The sequence below is a fragment of the Candidatus Mycobacterium wuenschmannii genome (genome assembly GCF_030252325.1).
Lineage (GTDB): Bacteria > Actinomycetota > Actinomycetes > Mycobacteriales > Mycobacteriaceae > Mycobacterium > Mycobacterium wuenschmannii.
This window is the reverse complement of record NZ_CP126981.1, coordinates 3,654,051-3,669,703: the sequence shown is the minus strand read 5'-3', so window position 1 is coordinate 3,669,703 and position 15,653 is coordinate 3,654,051. Positions and strand designations below refer to the sequence as shown.

15 protein-coding genes are annotated in these 15,653 nt (G+C 69.0%); 12 read left to right on the top strand and 3 right to left on the bottom strand.

Features of this window, described 5'->3' with window-relative positions; translation table 11 throughout:
- The first annotated feature begins 20 nt into the window (after positions 1–20).
- The 5 genes from PT015_RS17655 to PT015_RS17635 are packed head-to-tail and all read left to right on the top strand — an operon-like array spanning position 21 to position 4,558.
- Entirely contained in the window at positions 21–806 is a 786-nt protein-coding gene (locus PT015_RS17655; RefSeq protein WP_285186159.1) for an LLM class F420-dependent oxidoreductase, read from the top strand.
- Positions 803–2,566 (top strand): ABC transporter substrate-binding protein/permease, encoded by a 1,764-nt coding sequence (locus tag PT015_RS17650; protein WP_285186156.1) that lies wholly within the window; start codon positions 803–805, stop codon positions 2,564–2,566. The genes PT015_RS17655 and PT015_RS17650 overlap by 4 nt, the downstream gene beginning before the upstream one ends.
- A complete protein-coding gene (locus PT015_RS17645; protein ID WP_285186155.1) occupies positions 2,563–3,294 on the top strand; it encodes an amino acid ABC transporter ATP-binding protein in 732 nt (243 codons plus the stop codon). The genes PT015_RS17650 and PT015_RS17645 overlap by 4 nt, the downstream gene beginning before the upstream one ends.
- 54 nt (positions 3,295–3,348) lie before the next feature.
- Positions 3,349–3,858, top strand: coding sequence for a MarR family winged helix-turn-helix transcriptional regulator (locus PT015_RS17640; RefSeq protein WP_285186154.1), 510 nt, complete (start codon positions 3,349–3,351; stop codon positions 3,856–3,858).
- A 31-nt stretch (positions 3,859–3,889) separates the two neighbouring features.
- Positions 3,890–4,558, top strand: coding sequence for an SDR family oxidoreductase (locus PT015_RS17635; protein ID WP_285186151.1), 669 nt, complete (start codon positions 3,890–3,892; stop codon positions 4,556–4,558).
- A gap of 72 nt (positions 4,559–4,630) precedes the next feature.
- On the opposite strand, the gene leuS is transcribed toward PT015_RS17635, so the two are convergent.
- A complete protein-coding gene (gene leuS / locus PT015_RS17630; protein WP_285191159.1) occupies positions 4,631–7,483 on the bottom strand; it encodes a leucine--tRNA ligase in 2,853 nt (950 codons plus the stop codon).
- Positions 7,484–7,668: 185 nt separating this feature from the next.
- Here leuS and PT015_RS17625 point away from each other — a divergent pair, with 185 nt between their 5' ends.
- From PT015_RS17625 to PT015_RS17615, 3 genes are read left to right on the top strand one after another with little or no spacing between them, the layout of a single operon-like run.
- Positions 7,669–8,709, top strand: a complete 1,041-nt coding sequence (locus tag PT015_RS17625; RefSeq protein WP_285186150.1) for an LpqN/LpqT family lipoprotein — start codon at positions 7,669–7,671, stop codon at positions 8,707–8,709.
- A complete protein-coding gene (locus PT015_RS17620; RefSeq protein WP_285186148.1) occupies positions 8,640–8,981 on the top strand; it encodes a hypothetical protein in 342 nt (113 codons plus the stop codon). Before PT015_RS17625 ends, PT015_RS17620 begins: the two co-directional genes overlap by 70 nt.
- An 11-nt stretch (positions 8,982–8,992) precedes the next feature.
- Positions 8,993–10,045 (top strand): bile acid:sodium symporter family protein, encoded by a 1,053-nt coding sequence (locus PT015_RS17615; protein ID WP_285186145.1) that lies wholly within the window; start codon positions 8,993–8,995, stop codon positions 10,043–10,045.
- Positions 10,046–10,096: 51 nt separating this feature from the next.
- On the opposite strand, the gene PT015_RS17610 is transcribed toward PT015_RS17615, so the two are convergent.
- Positions 10,097–10,702, bottom strand: coding sequence for a YqgE/AlgH family protein (locus PT015_RS17610; RefSeq protein ID WP_285186144.1), 606 nt, complete (start codon positions 10,700–10,702; stop codon positions 10,097–10,099).
- 118 nt (positions 10,703–10,820) lie between these two features.
- Here PT015_RS17610 and PT015_RS17605 point away from each other — a divergent pair, with 118 nt between their 5' ends.
- The 4 genes from PT015_RS17605 to PT015_RS17590 are packed head-to-tail and all read left to right on the top strand — an operon-like array spanning position 10,821 to position 14,339.
- Entirely contained in the window at positions 10,821–12,089 is a 1,269-nt protein-coding gene (locus PT015_RS17605; RefSeq protein WP_285186143.1) for an MFS transporter, read from the top strand.
- A gap of 9 nt (positions 12,090–12,098) precedes the next feature.
- Positions 12,099–12,872, top strand: coding sequence for a TIGR03084 family metal-binding protein (locus tag PT015_RS17600; protein ID WP_285186142.1), 774 nt, complete (start codon positions 12,099–12,101; stop codon positions 12,870–12,872).
- A gap of 38 nt (positions 12,873–12,910) precedes the next feature.
- Entirely contained in the window at positions 12,911–13,522 is a 612-nt protein-coding gene (locus PT015_RS17595) for a GNAT family N-acetyltransferase (RefSeq protein WP_285186141.1), read from the top strand.
- 52 nt (positions 13,523–13,574) lie between these two features.
- Positions 13,575–14,339: a sensor domain-containing protein gene (locus PT015_RS17590; RefSeq protein WP_285186140.1), complete on the top strand. Its 765-nt coding sequence runs from the start codon at positions 13,575–13,577 to the stop codon at positions 14,337–14,339.
- A 60-nt stretch (positions 14,340–14,399) separates the two neighbouring features.
- Here the strand turns inward: PT015_RS17590 and PT015_RS17585 are convergent, their stop codons facing one another.
- Positions 14,400–15,650 (bottom strand): HNH endonuclease signature motif containing protein, encoded by a 1,251-nt coding sequence (locus PT015_RS17585; RefSeq protein ID WP_285186139.1) that lies wholly within the window; start codon positions 15,648–15,650, stop codon positions 14,400–14,402.
- Positions 15,651–15,653: the final 3 nt, after the last annotated feature.

The window sequence follows — 15,653 nt, the reverse complement described above, 5'->3', positions numbered from 1 at the left end:
CGCGCGCCTACCGTGGGGGCATGACTTCCTCCGCCCGCCCGATTCGCATCGGCGTCCAGCTGCAGCCCCAGCACGCTCCCGACTACGGCAATCTGCGCGACGCGGTGCGCCGCTGCGAGGACATCGGCGTCGACATCGCCTTCAACTGGGACCACTTCTTCCCGCTGTACGGCGACCCGGACGGCGCCCACTTCGAGTGCTGGACCATGCTCGGCGCGTGGGCCGAGCAGACATCCCGCATCGAGATCGGCGCGCTGGTGACCTGCAACTCCTACCGCAACCCGGAGCTGCTGGCCGACATGGCTCGCACCGTCGACCACATCTCGGACGGCCGGCTCATTCTCGGCATCGGGTCGGGTTGGAAGCAGCGGGACTACGACGAATACGGCTACGAGTTCGGCACGGTCGGCAGCCGGCTCGACGACCTGGGCGGGGCGATACCGCGCATCAACGACCGGCTGGCCAAGCTGAACCCGGCGCCCACCCGTGACATTCCGCTGCTGATCGGCGGCAAGGGACCGAAGAAGACGCTGCGACTGGTCGCCGAGTACGGCGCCATCTGGCACGGTTTCACCACCGTCGACAGCTACCCGCAGGCCGCGGAGACGCTGGCCGAGCATTGCGCCGCGGTCGGTCGCGACCCCGCCACCATCGAGCGCAGCGCGGGCGTCGACGCCGACAATCTGCTCGCCGACGCCGAGGGCCTGGTCGCGCTGGGGGTGACGCTGCTGACCGTCGGCGTCAACGGCCCGGACTACGACCTGAGCAACGCCGAGGCGCTGTGCCGGTGGCGTGATTCGGCATGAGGGCCGGCGCGACGAAACTGGCCGCGCTACTGGCCACGATCCTGCTGACCTACACGCTGACGCCGATCGCGCCGGCCAACGCCGACAACGACCTGTGCAAGCCGGTCGGTAAGGAAGGCGCGATCGCGCTGCCGCGCAAGCTCGCCACCGCCAACAGGCCGCGCGAGGACAAGTACACCAGCGCCAACGTGCAGCCGTTGAGCTCGGTGAACATCGGCGCGCTGGGCCTGCGCACACCCGGCACGCTGGTCGTCGGGACTCAGCCCGGCGGCCCGCCGACCAGCTGCCTGGACGGCACCGGGCGCTACACCGGCTACGACAACGAGTTGCTGCGGGCGATCGCGGCCAAGCTCGGGCTGCATGTCGTCTTCGCCGGCACGGACTTCGCCGGCCTGCTCGCTCAGGTTGCGTCGCGGCGCTTCGACGTCGGCTCGTCATCGATCATGGCGACCGAAGCACGCCGTCGCACAGTCGGTTTCACCAACGGCTACGACTTCGGCTACCTGTCGCTGATCGTGCCGTCGGGCTCGTCGCTGGGCAGCTTCGACGACCTCGCGCCCGGGCAGCGGATCGGCGTGGTGCAGGGCACGGTCGAGGAGGCCTACGTCGTCGACACCCTGCACATCGAGCCGGTCAAGTTTCCCGACTTCACCACCGTCTACACCAGCGTGAAGACCCACCAGATCGATGCGTGGGTGGCGCCGGCGATGGAGGCCACCAACGTGATGCGGCCGGGCGACACCGCGTCGATCGCCGCGTACACGTTCGGGCTCGGCAACTTCGTGGCGTACGCGGTGTCCAAGGACAACCAGCCGCTGATCGCGGCGCTCAACGCCGGCCTGGACGCCGTGATCGCCGACGGCACCTGGTCGCAGCTCTACACCGACTGGGTGCCGCGGCCGCTGCCGCGCGGCTGGCATCCGGGCTCGAAATCCGCTCTGACGCCGCACCTTCCGGACTTCGCGGCGATCGCCGAGCACAATCACCGGGCGATCGACGAGGCCGCGCCGCCGAAGTCGACGCTGACCCAGTTGCGGGATTCGTTCTTCGACTGGGAGCTCTACAAGCAGGCCATCCCGACGATGCTGAAGACGGGCCTGCCGAACACCCTGTTCCTGACGTTGAGTTCGGGGGTGATCGGGCTGGTGGTCGGCATGGGGCTCGCGGTCGCCGGCATTTCGCGGGTCCGCTGGCTGCGCTGGCCGGCGCGGGTGTACACCGACATCTTCCGCGGCCTGCCCGAGGTGGTGATCATCCTGCTGATCGGTCTCGGGATCGGGCCGATCGTGGGCGGGCTGACCAATAACAACCCCTATCCGCTGGGCATCGCGGCGTTGGGTCTCACGGCGGCGGCGTACGTCGGCGAGATATTTCGCTCCGGCATCCAGAGTGTCGAACCTGGGCAGCTCGACGCCGCCCGCGCGCTCGGCCTGAGCTACCAGACTGCGATGCGGATGGTGGTCATTCCGCAGGGCATCCGCCGGGTGCTGCCCGCGCTGGTCAACCAGTTCATCGCGCTGCTGAAAGGTTCTGCGCTGGTGTACTTCCTGGGCCTGATCGCCGGCCAGCGCGAGCTATTCCAGGTCGGCCGCGACCTCAACGCCCAGACCGGCAGTCTTTCGCCGCTGGTCGCCGCGGGCGCCTTCTACCTGATCCTGACCATCCCGCTGACGCATCTGGTCAACGTCGTCGACCATCGGCTGCGACACGGCAAACCCGCGACCGAACCGACGCTGACGGGCAACGAGGAGATGACATGACCGGCTCGGTGTCGTTGGCCGGCAAGGGAATTCACCTGGCATTCGGCCACAACAAGGTGTTGCGCGGCGTCGACATCACCGCGCCCGCCGGCAAGACCGTCGCGGTGATCGGGCCGTCGGGATCGGGCAAGTCGACGCTGATGCGCACGCTGAACCGGCTGCACGAACCCGACCAGGGCGACATCCTGCTCGACGGCACATCCGTCCTGACCGAGGATCCCGACGCGGTGCGGCAGCGGATCGGCATGGTGTTCCAGCACTTCAATCTGTTCCCGCATCTCAGCGTGCTCGACAACGTAACGTTGGCACCGCGCAAGCTCAAACGGCTCTCCGGCGACGCGGCCCGGGAGTTGGCGCTGGCCCACCTCGACCGCGTCGGCATGAAGCACAAGGCCGACAGCCGCCCCGGCGCGCTGTCGGGTGGTCAACAGCAGCGGGTGGCGATCGCCCGCGCGCTGGCGATGGAGCCCCAGGTGATGCTGTTCGACGAGGCCACCTCGGCGCTGGATCCCGAACTGGTCAAGGGCATCCTCGCGTTGATCGCCGACCTGGGTTCTGACGGCATGACGATGCTGGTGGTGACCCACGAAATGGCGTTCGCCAGGTCGACATCCGACGCCGTGGTGTTCATGGACCACGGTCAGGTCGTGGAGACCGGGCCGCCGGCGCAGATCTTCGAGGCAGCGGCGACCGAGCGTTTGCAGCGCTTCTTGTCACAGGTGCTATGAGCACGAAGGCCATTTGCGGGCCCTTGAACAGGCGACAGGTTAGACTGTCGAACTATGACGGAGACTGGGGCTACCAGCCCTGAGCTCATCGAGCTCGCGGAGGGGCTTCACCGTACGCTCTCCAAACTGTTCTCCATCCTGCGCCGCGGCGATCCCAGCGCCGGCAAGGAAGCCGCCCAGGACCTGACGCTGGCCCAGCTGTCGATTCTGGTGACGCTGCTGGACCGCGGGCCGATCCGGATGACCGATCTGGCCGCGCACGAGCGGGTCCGAACCCCCACCACCACAGTCGCGATTCGCCGGCTGGAGAAGATCGGCCTGGTGAAGCGGTCCCGCGACCCCTCGGACCTGCGCGCGGTGCTCGTCGACATCACCCCGCGCGGCCTGGCGGTTCACCGCGAATCGCTGAGCAACCGCATCACCGCGCTGGCCGCGCTGATCGGCAATCTGGATGGCTCCGAGGTCGAGGCATTGACCAAGGCCCTGGCTCCGCTAGAGCGGTTGGCCGCCAGTGAGGCCGTGGCCACCCCGGCCGCGGCCGCCAACGGAGACGCCACCGCGTAAATCGTTGCCGCGCAAAGGTAGCGTGGCTTCTATGCGGACCGCACTCATCACCGGTGCCAGCCGTGGAATCGGCGCCGCGATCGCCGATGCCCTGGCACCCACCCACACCTTGTTGCTGGCCGGACGGCCGTCGCCCGCGCTGCAGGCCACCGCGGAGCAGCTCGGCGCGACGACACTTCCCCTCGACGTGACCGACGCCGACGCGATCGCGGACGCGACGGCGACCATCGGCGAACTCGACGTGCTGGTGCACAACGCGGGGGTGTCGCTGCCCGGGCGCATCGCCGAGTCCACCGTCGAGCAGTGGCGCACCACCTTCGACGTGAATGTCGTTGGTGCCGTTGCCGTTACATTGGCGCTGCTGCCGGCGCTGCGCAAGGCGCACGGTCAGGTCGTGTTCATCAACTCTGGGTCGGGCCGCAAGGCCTCGGAGAACATGGCGTCGTATTCGGCGAGCAAGTTCGCGCTGCGCGCGTTCGCCGATTCGCTGCGGCTGAGCGAGCCGGACCTGCGGGTCACCACCGTCTACCCCGGCCGCACCGACACCGACATGCAGCGCGAGCTGGTGTCCTATGAGGGCGGCGACTACGACGCCGCGAAGTTCCTGCGGGCCGAGACCGTCGCCGCGGCCGTCGCGCAGGCGGTGGCGACCCCGCCCGACGGGCATCTGCAGGAGGTCATCCTGCGACCTCGCGGATAGACGCCTTTGCCGCGAAACTGAAGCCAGGGCTGCGATCTCGCGGCATCCGCGACCCTGACTTCAGGCTCGCGGCTAGACGACGAGGTTGACCATCTTGCCGGGAACCACGATCACCTTTTTCGGGGCGCCGCCGGCCAGGAATGCCTGCACCTTCTCGTCGGCCAGCGCGGCGGCCTCCACGGCGTCGGCAGCGGCGTTGGCGGATACCGTGATTCGGCCACGCACCTTGCCGTTGACCTGAACCGGGTATTCCACCGAGTCCTCGACCAGGTACGCCGGATCGGCCACCGGGAACGGCCCGTGGGCCAGCGAGTCGGAATGTCCGAGCCGCTGCCACAATTCCTCCGCGAGGTGCGGCGCAACGGGGGCCAGCATCAGCACCAGGGGCTCGGCCGCCGCCCGCGGCACCGAGTCGCGGTGCTGCTTGGTCAGGTGGTTGGTGTATTCGATCAGCTTGGCGACCGCGGTGTTATTGCGCAGTGCCGCATAGTCTTCGGACACCCCGGCGATGGTCCGGTGTAGCAGCCGCAGCGTCGCGGTGTCCAGGTCGGTGTCGGTGACCCGGGCCGCGCCGGAGCCCTCGTCGATCACCAACCGCCAGGCCCGCTGCAGGAAACGTTGCGCGCCAACGACATCCTTGGTCGCCCACGGCCGCGACGCCTCGATCGGACCCATCGACATCTCGTACACCCGCAGGGTGTCGGCGCCGTAGTCGTCGCACATCTCGTCCGGCGAGATCGAATTCTTCAGGCTCTTACCGATCTTGCCGAATTCCTGGAAGACCTCGATCTCCTCGCCCTCTCCCGGGTGGAAGAACTTGCCGAGGCGCTCCACCACGTCGGCGGCCGTCACATACGCACCACGAGCGTCGGTGTAGGCGAACGCCTGGATATAGCCCTGGTTGATCAATCGCCGGTAGGGCTCGCGGGAACTGACATGGCCGAGGTCGTAGAGCACCTTGTGCCAGAACCGCGAATACAGCAGGTGCAGCACGGCGTGCTCGGCGCCGCCGACGTAGAGGTCGACCCCGCCCGGGTCGTTCGGCCCATGCTCGGCGGGTCGCGGGCCCATCCAGTAAGCCTCGTTTTCCTTGCCGCAGAACCGATCCGGGTTGTGCGGGTCGGTGTAGCGCAGCTCGTACCAGGAGCTGCCCGCCCACTGCGGCATGACGTTGGTGTCACGGGCGTAGTGCCGCAGGCCGTCGCCGAGATCGAGTTCGACGTTCACCCAGTCGGTGGCCTTGCCCAGCGGCGGCGACGGCTCACTGCCGGCGTCGTCGGGGTCGAACAGCACCGGCGAGTAGTCCGGCACGTCCGGCAGTTCTACTGGCAGCGCCGCGTCGTCGAGCGCGTGCGCACGACCGTCGTCGTCGTAGACGATCGGGAACGGTTCGCCCCAGTAGCGTTGCCGCGCGAACAGCCAGTCCCGCAGCTTGTATTCGATGCGGGCCCGGCCGCGGCCCTCGGACTCCAACCGCTCGGTGATGGTCTGCTTGGCCGCGGCGACGTCGAACCCATTGAGGTAGTCCGAGTTGACCAGGGTGCCGTCGCCGGCGTAGGCGCCCAGCGAAACATCGCCGCCGGCAATGACTTCCACGACCGGCAGGCCGAACGCGTTGGCGAACTCCCAGTCCCGCTGGTCGTGACCAGGCACCGCCATGATCGCGCCGGTGCCGTAGCCGGCCAGCACGTAGTCGGCGATGAAGACCGGCACCTGCCCACCGTTGGCCGGATTGGTGGCGTACGCGCCGAGGAAGACGCCGGTCTTGGTCTTGTTCTCCTGGCGCTCCAGGTCGGACTTCGCGGCGATCGCCTGGCGGTAGTCGGCGACGGCCTGCGCAGGTGTGTCGGCGCCGTAGGTCCAGTGCGCGTTCACCCCGTCCGGCCAGTGCGCCGCGACCAGGCCGTCGACCAGTTCGTGTTCGGGCGCCAACACCAGATACGTTGCGCCGAACAGGGTATCGGGCCGGGTGGTGAATACCTCGATGTCGCCGGCAGCCGACGAGAACAGCGCCTCCGCGCCGGTGGATCGCCCGATCCAGTTGCGTTGCATGGTCTTGACCTTCTCCGGCCAGTCCAGCACGTCGAGGTCGTCGAGCAGTCGGTCGGAGTAGGCGGTGATGCGCATCATCCACTGCCGCAGTCGCTTCCGGAACACCGGGAAGTTACCGCGTTCGCTGCGGCCGTCGGCGGTGACCTCCTCGTTGGCCAGTACGGTGCCCAGGCCCGGACACCAGTTGACCATCGACTCGGTCTGGTAGACCAAGCGATGGCTGTCGATCACGTCGGCGCGTTCGCCGGTCGATAGCGCCGACCACGGGCGACCGTCATCCAATGAGCGCGCGCCGGAATCGAATTCGGCGATCAGCTCAGCGATGGGCCGGGCCTTGGCGGCGTCGGTGTCGAACCACGCGTTGTAGATCTGCAGGAAGATCCACTGGGTCCACTTGTAGAAGTCGACGTCGGTGGTGGAGAAGCTGCGGCGGTTGTCGTGCCCGAAGCCCAGCCGGCCGAGCTGGCGCCGGAAGTTGACGATGTTCGCCTCGGTCCGCGTGCGAGGGTGGGTGCCGGTCTGCACCGCGTACTGCTCGGCGGGCAGTCCAAAAGCGTCGAAGCCCAAGGCGTGCAACACGTTACGGCCCAGCATCCGGAAGTAGCGGGCGTAGACGTCGGTGGCGATGTAACCGAGCGGGTGCCCGACGTGCAGACCCTCCCCCGAGGGGTAGGGGAACATGTCCTGGACGAACATCTTGTCGTCGGGCACCGGGGCGCCGTCGGCCGGCGCCAGCGAGCCGACGGGATTGGGCACGTTGAAGGTCCCCAGCCGGTTCCAGTTGTCCTGCCAGGTCTGTTCGATGCGGCCGGCCAGGTCCGCGGTGTAGCGGTACCGCGGTGCGTCGGGGTCGGAGTCGGTCACGCCCAACAGGTTATAAGGACGACGTCGAGCGACCCGCCGACCGTCGACGGTCTCGGTTGGATTGCGGACCGGTCAGGGGTTGGTTCCAGGTGGGTCAAAGGTCGATTGCAGTCCTGGAAGCCACGACTTCCCGCTGGTTACAGTCGCTTTCTGCGACTTCGAAACGACCCGAGCACCCTCGGAAGGACCCTCTCATGAAGCACATGCCCCGTAGCTGGCGAGCAACGGTCGCGGGTCTGGCCGTCGGTGCCGCCGGCGTGCTCAGCGTTGCCTGCCCCATCGCGTCGGCCGATCCGGTGTTCCCGCCCCGGCCCGGCCCCGTCCCGGTTCCCGCGCCCGTACCGCAGGTCCCGCAGGCCGTGCCCGGCGCGCTCGGCAACCCGATGCCCGGCCTCGCGCCGCAGGCCCCCCTGGCCGTGCCCGCCGCGGCGCCCGTCGCACCCGTGCCGGCGCCTCCCCCCGCGGCTGCCGTCCCACCGGCGCTGATGCCCGCGACCGCCGGCACGTTGCGCGAGTTCTTCAACGGCAAGGGCGTCAAAATGGAGCCGCAGAAGGCCGCCGGCTTCAACGCCCTCGACCTCGTGCTGCCGGTGCCGCAGGGCTGGACGCAGGTTCCCGACCCCAACGTCCCGGACGCGTTCGTGGTGATCGCCAACCGCCGCAGCCCGAGCCTGTACGCCCCCAACGCCCAGCTCGTGGTGTACCGACTGGTCGGGGATTTCGATCCGCATGAGGCCATCTCGCACGGCTACATCGACACCCAGCAGCTGCCGGCCTGGCGCAACACCGACGCCTCGCTGGTCGATTACAACGGCTCCCCGTCGGCGCTCATCGAGGGCACCTTCCGGCAGAACGAGATGACGCTGAACACCTCGCGGCGCCACGTCATCGTCACGTCCGGACCGGACAAGTACCTGGTCTCACTGTCCGTCACCACCGAGGCCGGCGGCGGCGTCGGGGAGGCGCAGGCCACCGACGGCATCGTCAACGGGTTCCGCGCGGGCGCGCCCGGGTCCAACCCGCCCGCCAGCGGCCCGGCCCCCGTTGCTCCCCCGCAGGCCCGGCCGCTCCCCAGCCCCGGCCCCGGCCGTCCCACCACCGGCGGCGCCCACGCGCTGACCAACCGGGCGCTGCACCCGGCGCGGACGCCTCGTATGGTGTCCCCATGCTCATCACGGGAGTGCTGTGCGTCTGCGCGGCGGGTGTTCTGGCCGTTCTCGGACTGCGGTCGCTGACCCGTCCCGCCGTCACCAGCACCGCCGGACTGGTGATGCGTTCGGTCGCGCCGCCCCAACTGGCCGCCGCCACCATGCTGGCCGTCGCCGGGGCGGTGGCCCTGGCCGCGCCGCCGGCCACCGCGCTGACCGTCGTATGCGTCTGCATTGCGGGTGCGCTGGGAACCGTCGCCGCAGGGTCGTACCAGACCGCGCGCTACGCGCTGCGCCAGGAGGAGAACGCCGGGAGCTGCGGCGGCGCCTGTGCCGGTTGCACCCTGACCTGCCACTGACCGGCGTTCGCATGCTGAAGAAGCTGCCGATCGACACTTTTCTGCTGGCCATGGCGGCCACCGTCGCGCTCGCGGCGTTGTTCCCGGCTCGTGGCGCCTTTGCCGATGTCATGTCGGTGGCCGCGAAAGTCGTTATCGCCCTGCTGTTTTGGCTCTACGGCGCGCGGCTTTCGCCGCAGCAGGCCTGGCAGGGCGTGAAGCGCTGGCAGCTGCACCTGTTGGTGCTGGCCACCACCTTCGTGGTGTTCCCGCTGCTCGGCGTGGCCTGCCGAGGCCTGGTGCCATGGGCGCTGAACCTCGATCTGTACAACGGGCTGCTGTTCCTGTGCCTGGTGCCGTCGACGGTGCAGTCCTCGATCGCGTTCACATCGATTGCGCGGGGCAATGTTTCGGCCGCCCTGGTGAGCGCTTCAGTGTCCAACATCGTCGGGATCGCGCTGACACCGCTGCTGGTCGTGCTGCTGATGAACACCAGCGGCGGGGCCCGAATGGACGCCACCGCCGTGCGCGACGTGCTGGTGCAGTTGCTGCTGCCGTTCGTGGCGGGCCAGTTGATGCGGCCGTGGATCGCCGACTGGGTCCTGCGGCACGCCGCGCTGACCAAGGCCGTCGACCGCGGGTCGATTCTGGTGGTGGTCTACACCGCATTCTCGATGGGCATGGTCGAACACATCTGGGCCAGCGTGGATCCGTGGAAGCTGGCCGTCGTCACGGTGGTCGACGCGCTGCTGCTGGCGCTGGTGCTGGCGTTGACCTGGTTCGTCGGCCGCCTGGTGGGCCTGGACCGCGGCGACAGCATCGTGCTGCTGTTCTGCGGGTCGAAGAAGAGCCTGGCGTCCGGGCTCCCGATGGCACTGGTGTTCTTCCCCGCCGCGACCGTCGGCGTGATCATGTTGCCGCTGATGATCTTTCACCAGATCCAGCTGATCGTGTGCTCGGTGATCGCGAGCGGCTCTCGCGCGACTCCCACGACGACGAACCCGCCGCCGCGCCCGCTTAGTCCCGGCTCGCTGAAAGGGCGACCCGCTTCGACCGGAAAAACACCGGCCTCGCGATCGCCCTAGTCTGAAAGGGCGACCCGCTTCGACCGGAAAAACACCGGCCTCGCGATCGCCCTAGTTGCGGCTGACGTCGATCGGGTGCGTCGCGAGCATCGCCAGCGGTTGCGGCTGACGGCGCAGCACGCGTCCCCACAGGTCCACCCGCGGCTCGACCAACACGTCAGAAGGCAACGCGGACAACACAATCCAGTCGTCGCGCTCGATCTCACCTTCGAGTTGGCCGATCGTCCAACCCGAGTAGCCGGCGAAAATCCGGACACCCTCGACCGCGGCGCCGATCGCCTCGGGGTCGGCGTCCAGGTCGACCATCGCCATCCGGCCGGCCACATGGCGCAGGCCGGGCACGTCGTCGGGAACCGCGCCGACCCGCAACACCGCCAGGCACAGCGCCGCATCGCGCTTGACCGGCCCGCCGATAAACATCGTCTTCGGCTTCGACGCCAGGTCGGTCCACTGCGGCAGCACGTTGTAGACCGCCGTCTCGCTGGGCCGGTTGAGCACCACGCCGAGCGTGCCCCCGTCGTTGTGCTCGACGATGTAGATCACGCTGCGCCGGAACGTCGGCTCGAGCAGATCGGTGTTGGCCAGCAGCAAGGTGCCCGCGCGCACTCGATGTGCGGCAGGGGCAATGAAATCCTCTGGGTCCTCGGGCTGCGCCACCCGACCATCATGGCACCCGGGCCCGACGGCGGTGGTCAACCCGAAGCGCGGTCGGCCAGAATTTGTAGTGTTGTGACAGGCGCTCGATAATCGCCCGACCAATCGGGAAGCAGGTTCCGTGACTCATCCGAGCGCGCCGGTCGCCGTATGGCGAACGGTGCGCGCGCTGCCCGACTTCTGGCGGCTGCTACGGCTTCGGCTCGCGAGCCAGTTCGCCGACGGCCTCTTCCAGGCCGGCCTCGCCGGGGCACTGCTGTTCAACCCCGCCCGGGCGTCCAGCCCGCTGGCCATCGCCGGCGCGTTCGCCGTGCTGTTCCTGCCGTACTCGCTGCTCGGCCCGTTCGCCGGGGCACTGATGGACCGCTGGGACCGGCGGCTGGTGTTGATCTTCGCCAATGCGGGCCGGGTGGTGTCCGTCGCCGCCGTCGGCGTCAGCTTGGCGCTGAGCGCACGTGATTCGATCGTGCTGTGCGGCGCGCTGGTGGTCAACGGGCTGGCGCGGTTCGTCGCGTCCGGGTTGTCGGCGGCGCTGCCGCACGTGGTGCCGCGCGAGCAGGTCGTCACGATGAACTCGATCGCGTCGGCGGTCGGGGCGATCGCGGCGTTCCTCGGCGCCAACTTCATGCTGGTGCCGCGCGCGCTGTTCGGCTCCGGCGACACCGGGGCCGCGTCGATCATCTTGCTGGTGGTCGCGCCGTTGCTGGTGGCGCTGCTGTTCTCGCTGCGGTTCGCCGGCCATGTGCTCGGTCCCGACGACACCTCCCGCGCGATCCACGGTTCGGTGGCCTACGCCGTGGTCACCGGCTGGCTGCACGGCGTGCGGACCGTGCTGCAGCGGCCGACCGTGGCGGCCACCCTGTCCGGGCTCGCGTCGCACCGGATGGTGTTCGGCATCAACTCGCTACTGGTGCTGCTGCTGGTGCGCAACGGCCACGCCGCGTCGGTGTCGCCGCTGGGCAGCGCCATGCTGTTCGTCGCGGCGGCGGGCGGCGGTTCGTTTCTGGCCAACCTTGTGACGCCGGCGGCCGTGCGGCGCTGGGGGCGCTACGCCACCGCCAACGGCGCCCTGCTGCTGGCCGCCGGCATCGAGATCGTCGGTGTCGGCCTGCAGCTGTGGGTGCTGGTGGCGGGCGGGTTGCTGCTCGGGGCGCTCGGCCAGGTGCTCAAGTTGTGCGCCGACACCGCGATCCAGATGGATGTCGACGACGCGTTGCGCGGACACGTGTTCGCCGTGCAGGACTCGCTGTTCTGGGTGGCCTTCATCGCCGCGATCACCGTGGCGGCCTGCGTGATTCCCGCGGACGGCCGTGCGCCCGCCCTGGTGATGTCGGGCAGCGTCGTCTACCTCTGCGGGCTGGTGGCGCACAGCGTGATCGGGCGTCGTTAAAGTACGCGGATGGCCGACTTTTCGCAGATTGTCGACGACCTGCGCGCCGAGAGCGACGAGCTGGACGCGCTCGTCGCGTCGCTGCCGGACGACCGTTGGGCCACGCCGACGCCCGCGGCCGGCTGGACCGTCGCCCACCAGATCGGGCACCTGCTGTGGACCGACCGCGGCGCGCTGGTGTCGGTCACCGACGCCGACGGCTTCGCCGACATCGTCAACACGGCGCTGGAGGACCCTATCGGATTCGTCAATACCGCGGCCGACGAGCTGGCCTCGGTGCCGCCCGCAGAGCTGCTCGCCGACTGGCGGGCCACCCGCGCGCAGTTGCACGCCGAACTGCTGACCGTCGACGAGGGCCGCAAGCTGCCGTGGTTCGGCCCGCCGATGAGCGGCCCGTCGATGGCGACGGCGCGGCTGATGGAGACCTGGGCGCACGGCCTCGACGTCGCCGACGCGCTGGGCGTGACCCGGCAGCCCACGGCGCGGCTGCGGTCGATCGCCCACATCGGGGTGCGCACCCGCGACTTCGCGTTCGTCATCAACGAGCTGGCGCCGCCGGCCGAGCCGTTTCACGTGGAACTGCGCGCGCCGGACGGCGAGCTGTGGACCTGGGGTCCGGACGATGCGGCGCAGCGGGTGACCGGGTCGGCCGAGGACTTCTGCTTCCTGGTTACGCAGCGCCGGCCGCTCGGTGAGTTGGACGTAGCGGCTTCTGGTGACGACGCGGCGCACTGGCTGACGATCGCGCAGGCCTTCGCGGGGCCGCCCGGCCCGGGGCGTTAGGCGACCCTAACTTCGCTTCGGTAAGCTCTCCGATCGTTATGAGCTTTGTCCTGCCGCGGGAGCTGACCGAGATCAGCGACGACGTCCGCGCCGCTCCCCCGCCGCCGACACCGGTTCTCACCGATCCGTACGCGCTGCGGCCGGTCGACCCGGACGCCGACGCGCCGATGATCTCGCGGTGGATGAACATGCCGCACCTCGTCGAGGCTTGGGAGTCGGATTGGCCGGAGCCGCGGTGGCGCGACTACCTGCACGCCCAGGTGGCCGGCGACTACTCCCGGCCATTCGTCGGCCGCATGAACGGCGAAGACAGCGGCTACGTCGAGGTCTACCGCGCCGCAAGGGATTCCATCGCCACCCGCTACGACGCCGACCCGTATGACGTCGGCCTGCACGCGGCGATCGCCGAGCTGTCGATCGTCAACAAGGGCCTCGGCCCGTTCCTGTTGCCGCGCATCGTCGCCAGCGTCTTCGAGGTCGAACCCCGTTGTCGCCGAATCATGTTCGACCCCGACCACCGGAACACCTCGGCGCGTCGGCTGTGCGAGTACGCCGGCTGCACGTTCCTCGGCGAGCACGATATGAGCAACCGGCGGATGGCGCTGTATGCGCTGCCGCGCACCCCTGAGGACGTGCCCGCGGCGCGCTAGCGCAGGCGGTCGCCCCATTGGGCCGGGCGGCGCAACCACTACCGTTGGCCTGGTGAGCCATTCGTTGGGGTATGTCCGGATGCTGGCTTGCGGCGTAGTCGTGGTGGCGGGCTGTTCGCACAGCGTCGGCGGACACCCGGTCGCCAGGCGGTCGGAAAGCTCCCCGGCGGCGTCCGCGCAACTTCTCCGGCAGTTCATACCCGACGACGGCGACATATCCGGTGCCGTCCGGGCTCCGATGAAGACCGCCTTGGTCGGGCGTCCCGGCGGGCTCGAGCGGCTGCCCAACGGCATGGCAGAAGCATCGCCGATGGAGTGCCTGGGCGCCGCAACCCCGGGCATGCAACAGACCTACGAACCCGCCCCGGTGCGCGGGACCATCGAAGCCGAGTGGGAGTCCGTTTCCGGCGCCGAGATGTTTCCCGAACCGGATTACCGCCTCTATGTCACGCTGGTGGAGTTGGATTCACCGGCGAGCGCACACTCCTTCTACACCCGGTTCGTCTCGCAGTGGCGACGCTGCGAGGGCAGGTCCGTGCGCACGAAAAGCGCGATCATCGGTGCTGATTCGGATGACTTCGCCGATATCACCCGCGTGAACGAGGACGGTGGCGTCCTCAACGCCATCGTGTTGGACAAGTCCGGGGAGACCGACAACAACCCTCTTCCAAGGATGCGCGCGCTCACCGCCGTGTCGCGTTATCTGGTGGACGTCGGAGTTGCCCAGATCGTCGGTCGGCGCGGCGAGCCGACCACCAGCGCCCCGGCCGTCGCCGTGGCCCGCGTGGTCGCTGATCGCATCGTCTCCACGGGCTGAGCTGCCCGCGGCCCCGCACCTCAGAAGATGTGCCCGCCGCGCGCCAGGTTTCGCCCGCGATTAGTTGGTCGACGGTGGTGGTTGCGGTTGAAAAGGGTCGTACCACCACCAGTCGGCGCGTTCGCCGAGGGGTCCTGGACAGGGCGGGACATCCGGCGGGGGTTGTGTGGGCGGGCGTGCCAGTGATGCCGGGCTGAGTGCGTGACCCTGGTTGTCGGTGACGGTGAGGTTGCTCGCGGGTCCGGTGATGGTGATGACGCCTCGGTGGTGCAACCGGTGATGATAGGGGCACAGCAATACCAGGTTGGCCAACTCGGTGGGGCCGCCGTCTTCCCAATGCTGGATGTGGTGGGCGTGTAGGCCGCGCGTCGCTTCGCAACCGGGAACCGCGCACGTGCGATCGCGATGCTCGAGCGCGCGGCGCAGCCGACGATTGACAGTTCGCGTGGTCCGGCCGGCGCCAATGACCTCGCCGCGGCGCTCGAACCAGACTTCACACGTGGCATCACAGGTCAGATACCGGCGTTCGGCGTCGGTGAGCAGCGGACCCAGATGCAGTGCGGCGGCGCGCTGTTCGACGTCGACATGCACCACCGCGGTGGTGTGCTGCCCGTGCGGGCGTCGCGCAGTCTCGGTGTCCCAGCCGGCTTCGATGAGTCGCATGAACGCCTCGGCGGTGTTGGGTAGTGGGGGTCGCTGATCTGGGTCGCCCGCGCCGCCGCCGTGATCGTGCTTCCACTCGGCGATCAGCGCATCGAGGTGAGATGCCAAGGCAGCGTCGAACTTCGCGGCGTCGTGGTGGTCAAGGGTGATCCGGTAGCGGCTGCCGTGCTCGGTGCGGGTCGTGGTGATCGAGCGCTCGGGCTTGGGCCGAGGATCGGGGTCGGGTCGCGGTTCCAAGCTGACGGCGGTGCGCAGCTGAGCAACGGTGGCGACACTGGCCAGCTGGGCATAGTGCGCGTCGGATCCCTCGCCGGCCCGCGCCGCTATGACGCCTACCTGATCCAGCGACAGGCGGCCCTCTCGCATGCCTTCGGCGCAGCGGGGGAACTCCGGCAGACGGCTCGCGATTGTGCTGACCGTATGAGCGTTTGCGAGCGAGCAGCCGGTCTTCCACGCCACCAACGCCCGCACCGACCGCGCCCCGGTGGCGCCCCACAACCCGTCGTGATCGATCTCGGCGACGATCTCAACGACGCGCCCGTCGATCGCGTTACGCTGGCCAGACAGCTCCGCCAACTCCTCGAACAGCATCTCCAGACGCTCGGCGCGGCTCACCGCCGAAGCATCAACGCATCCGATCGAGGACATGAC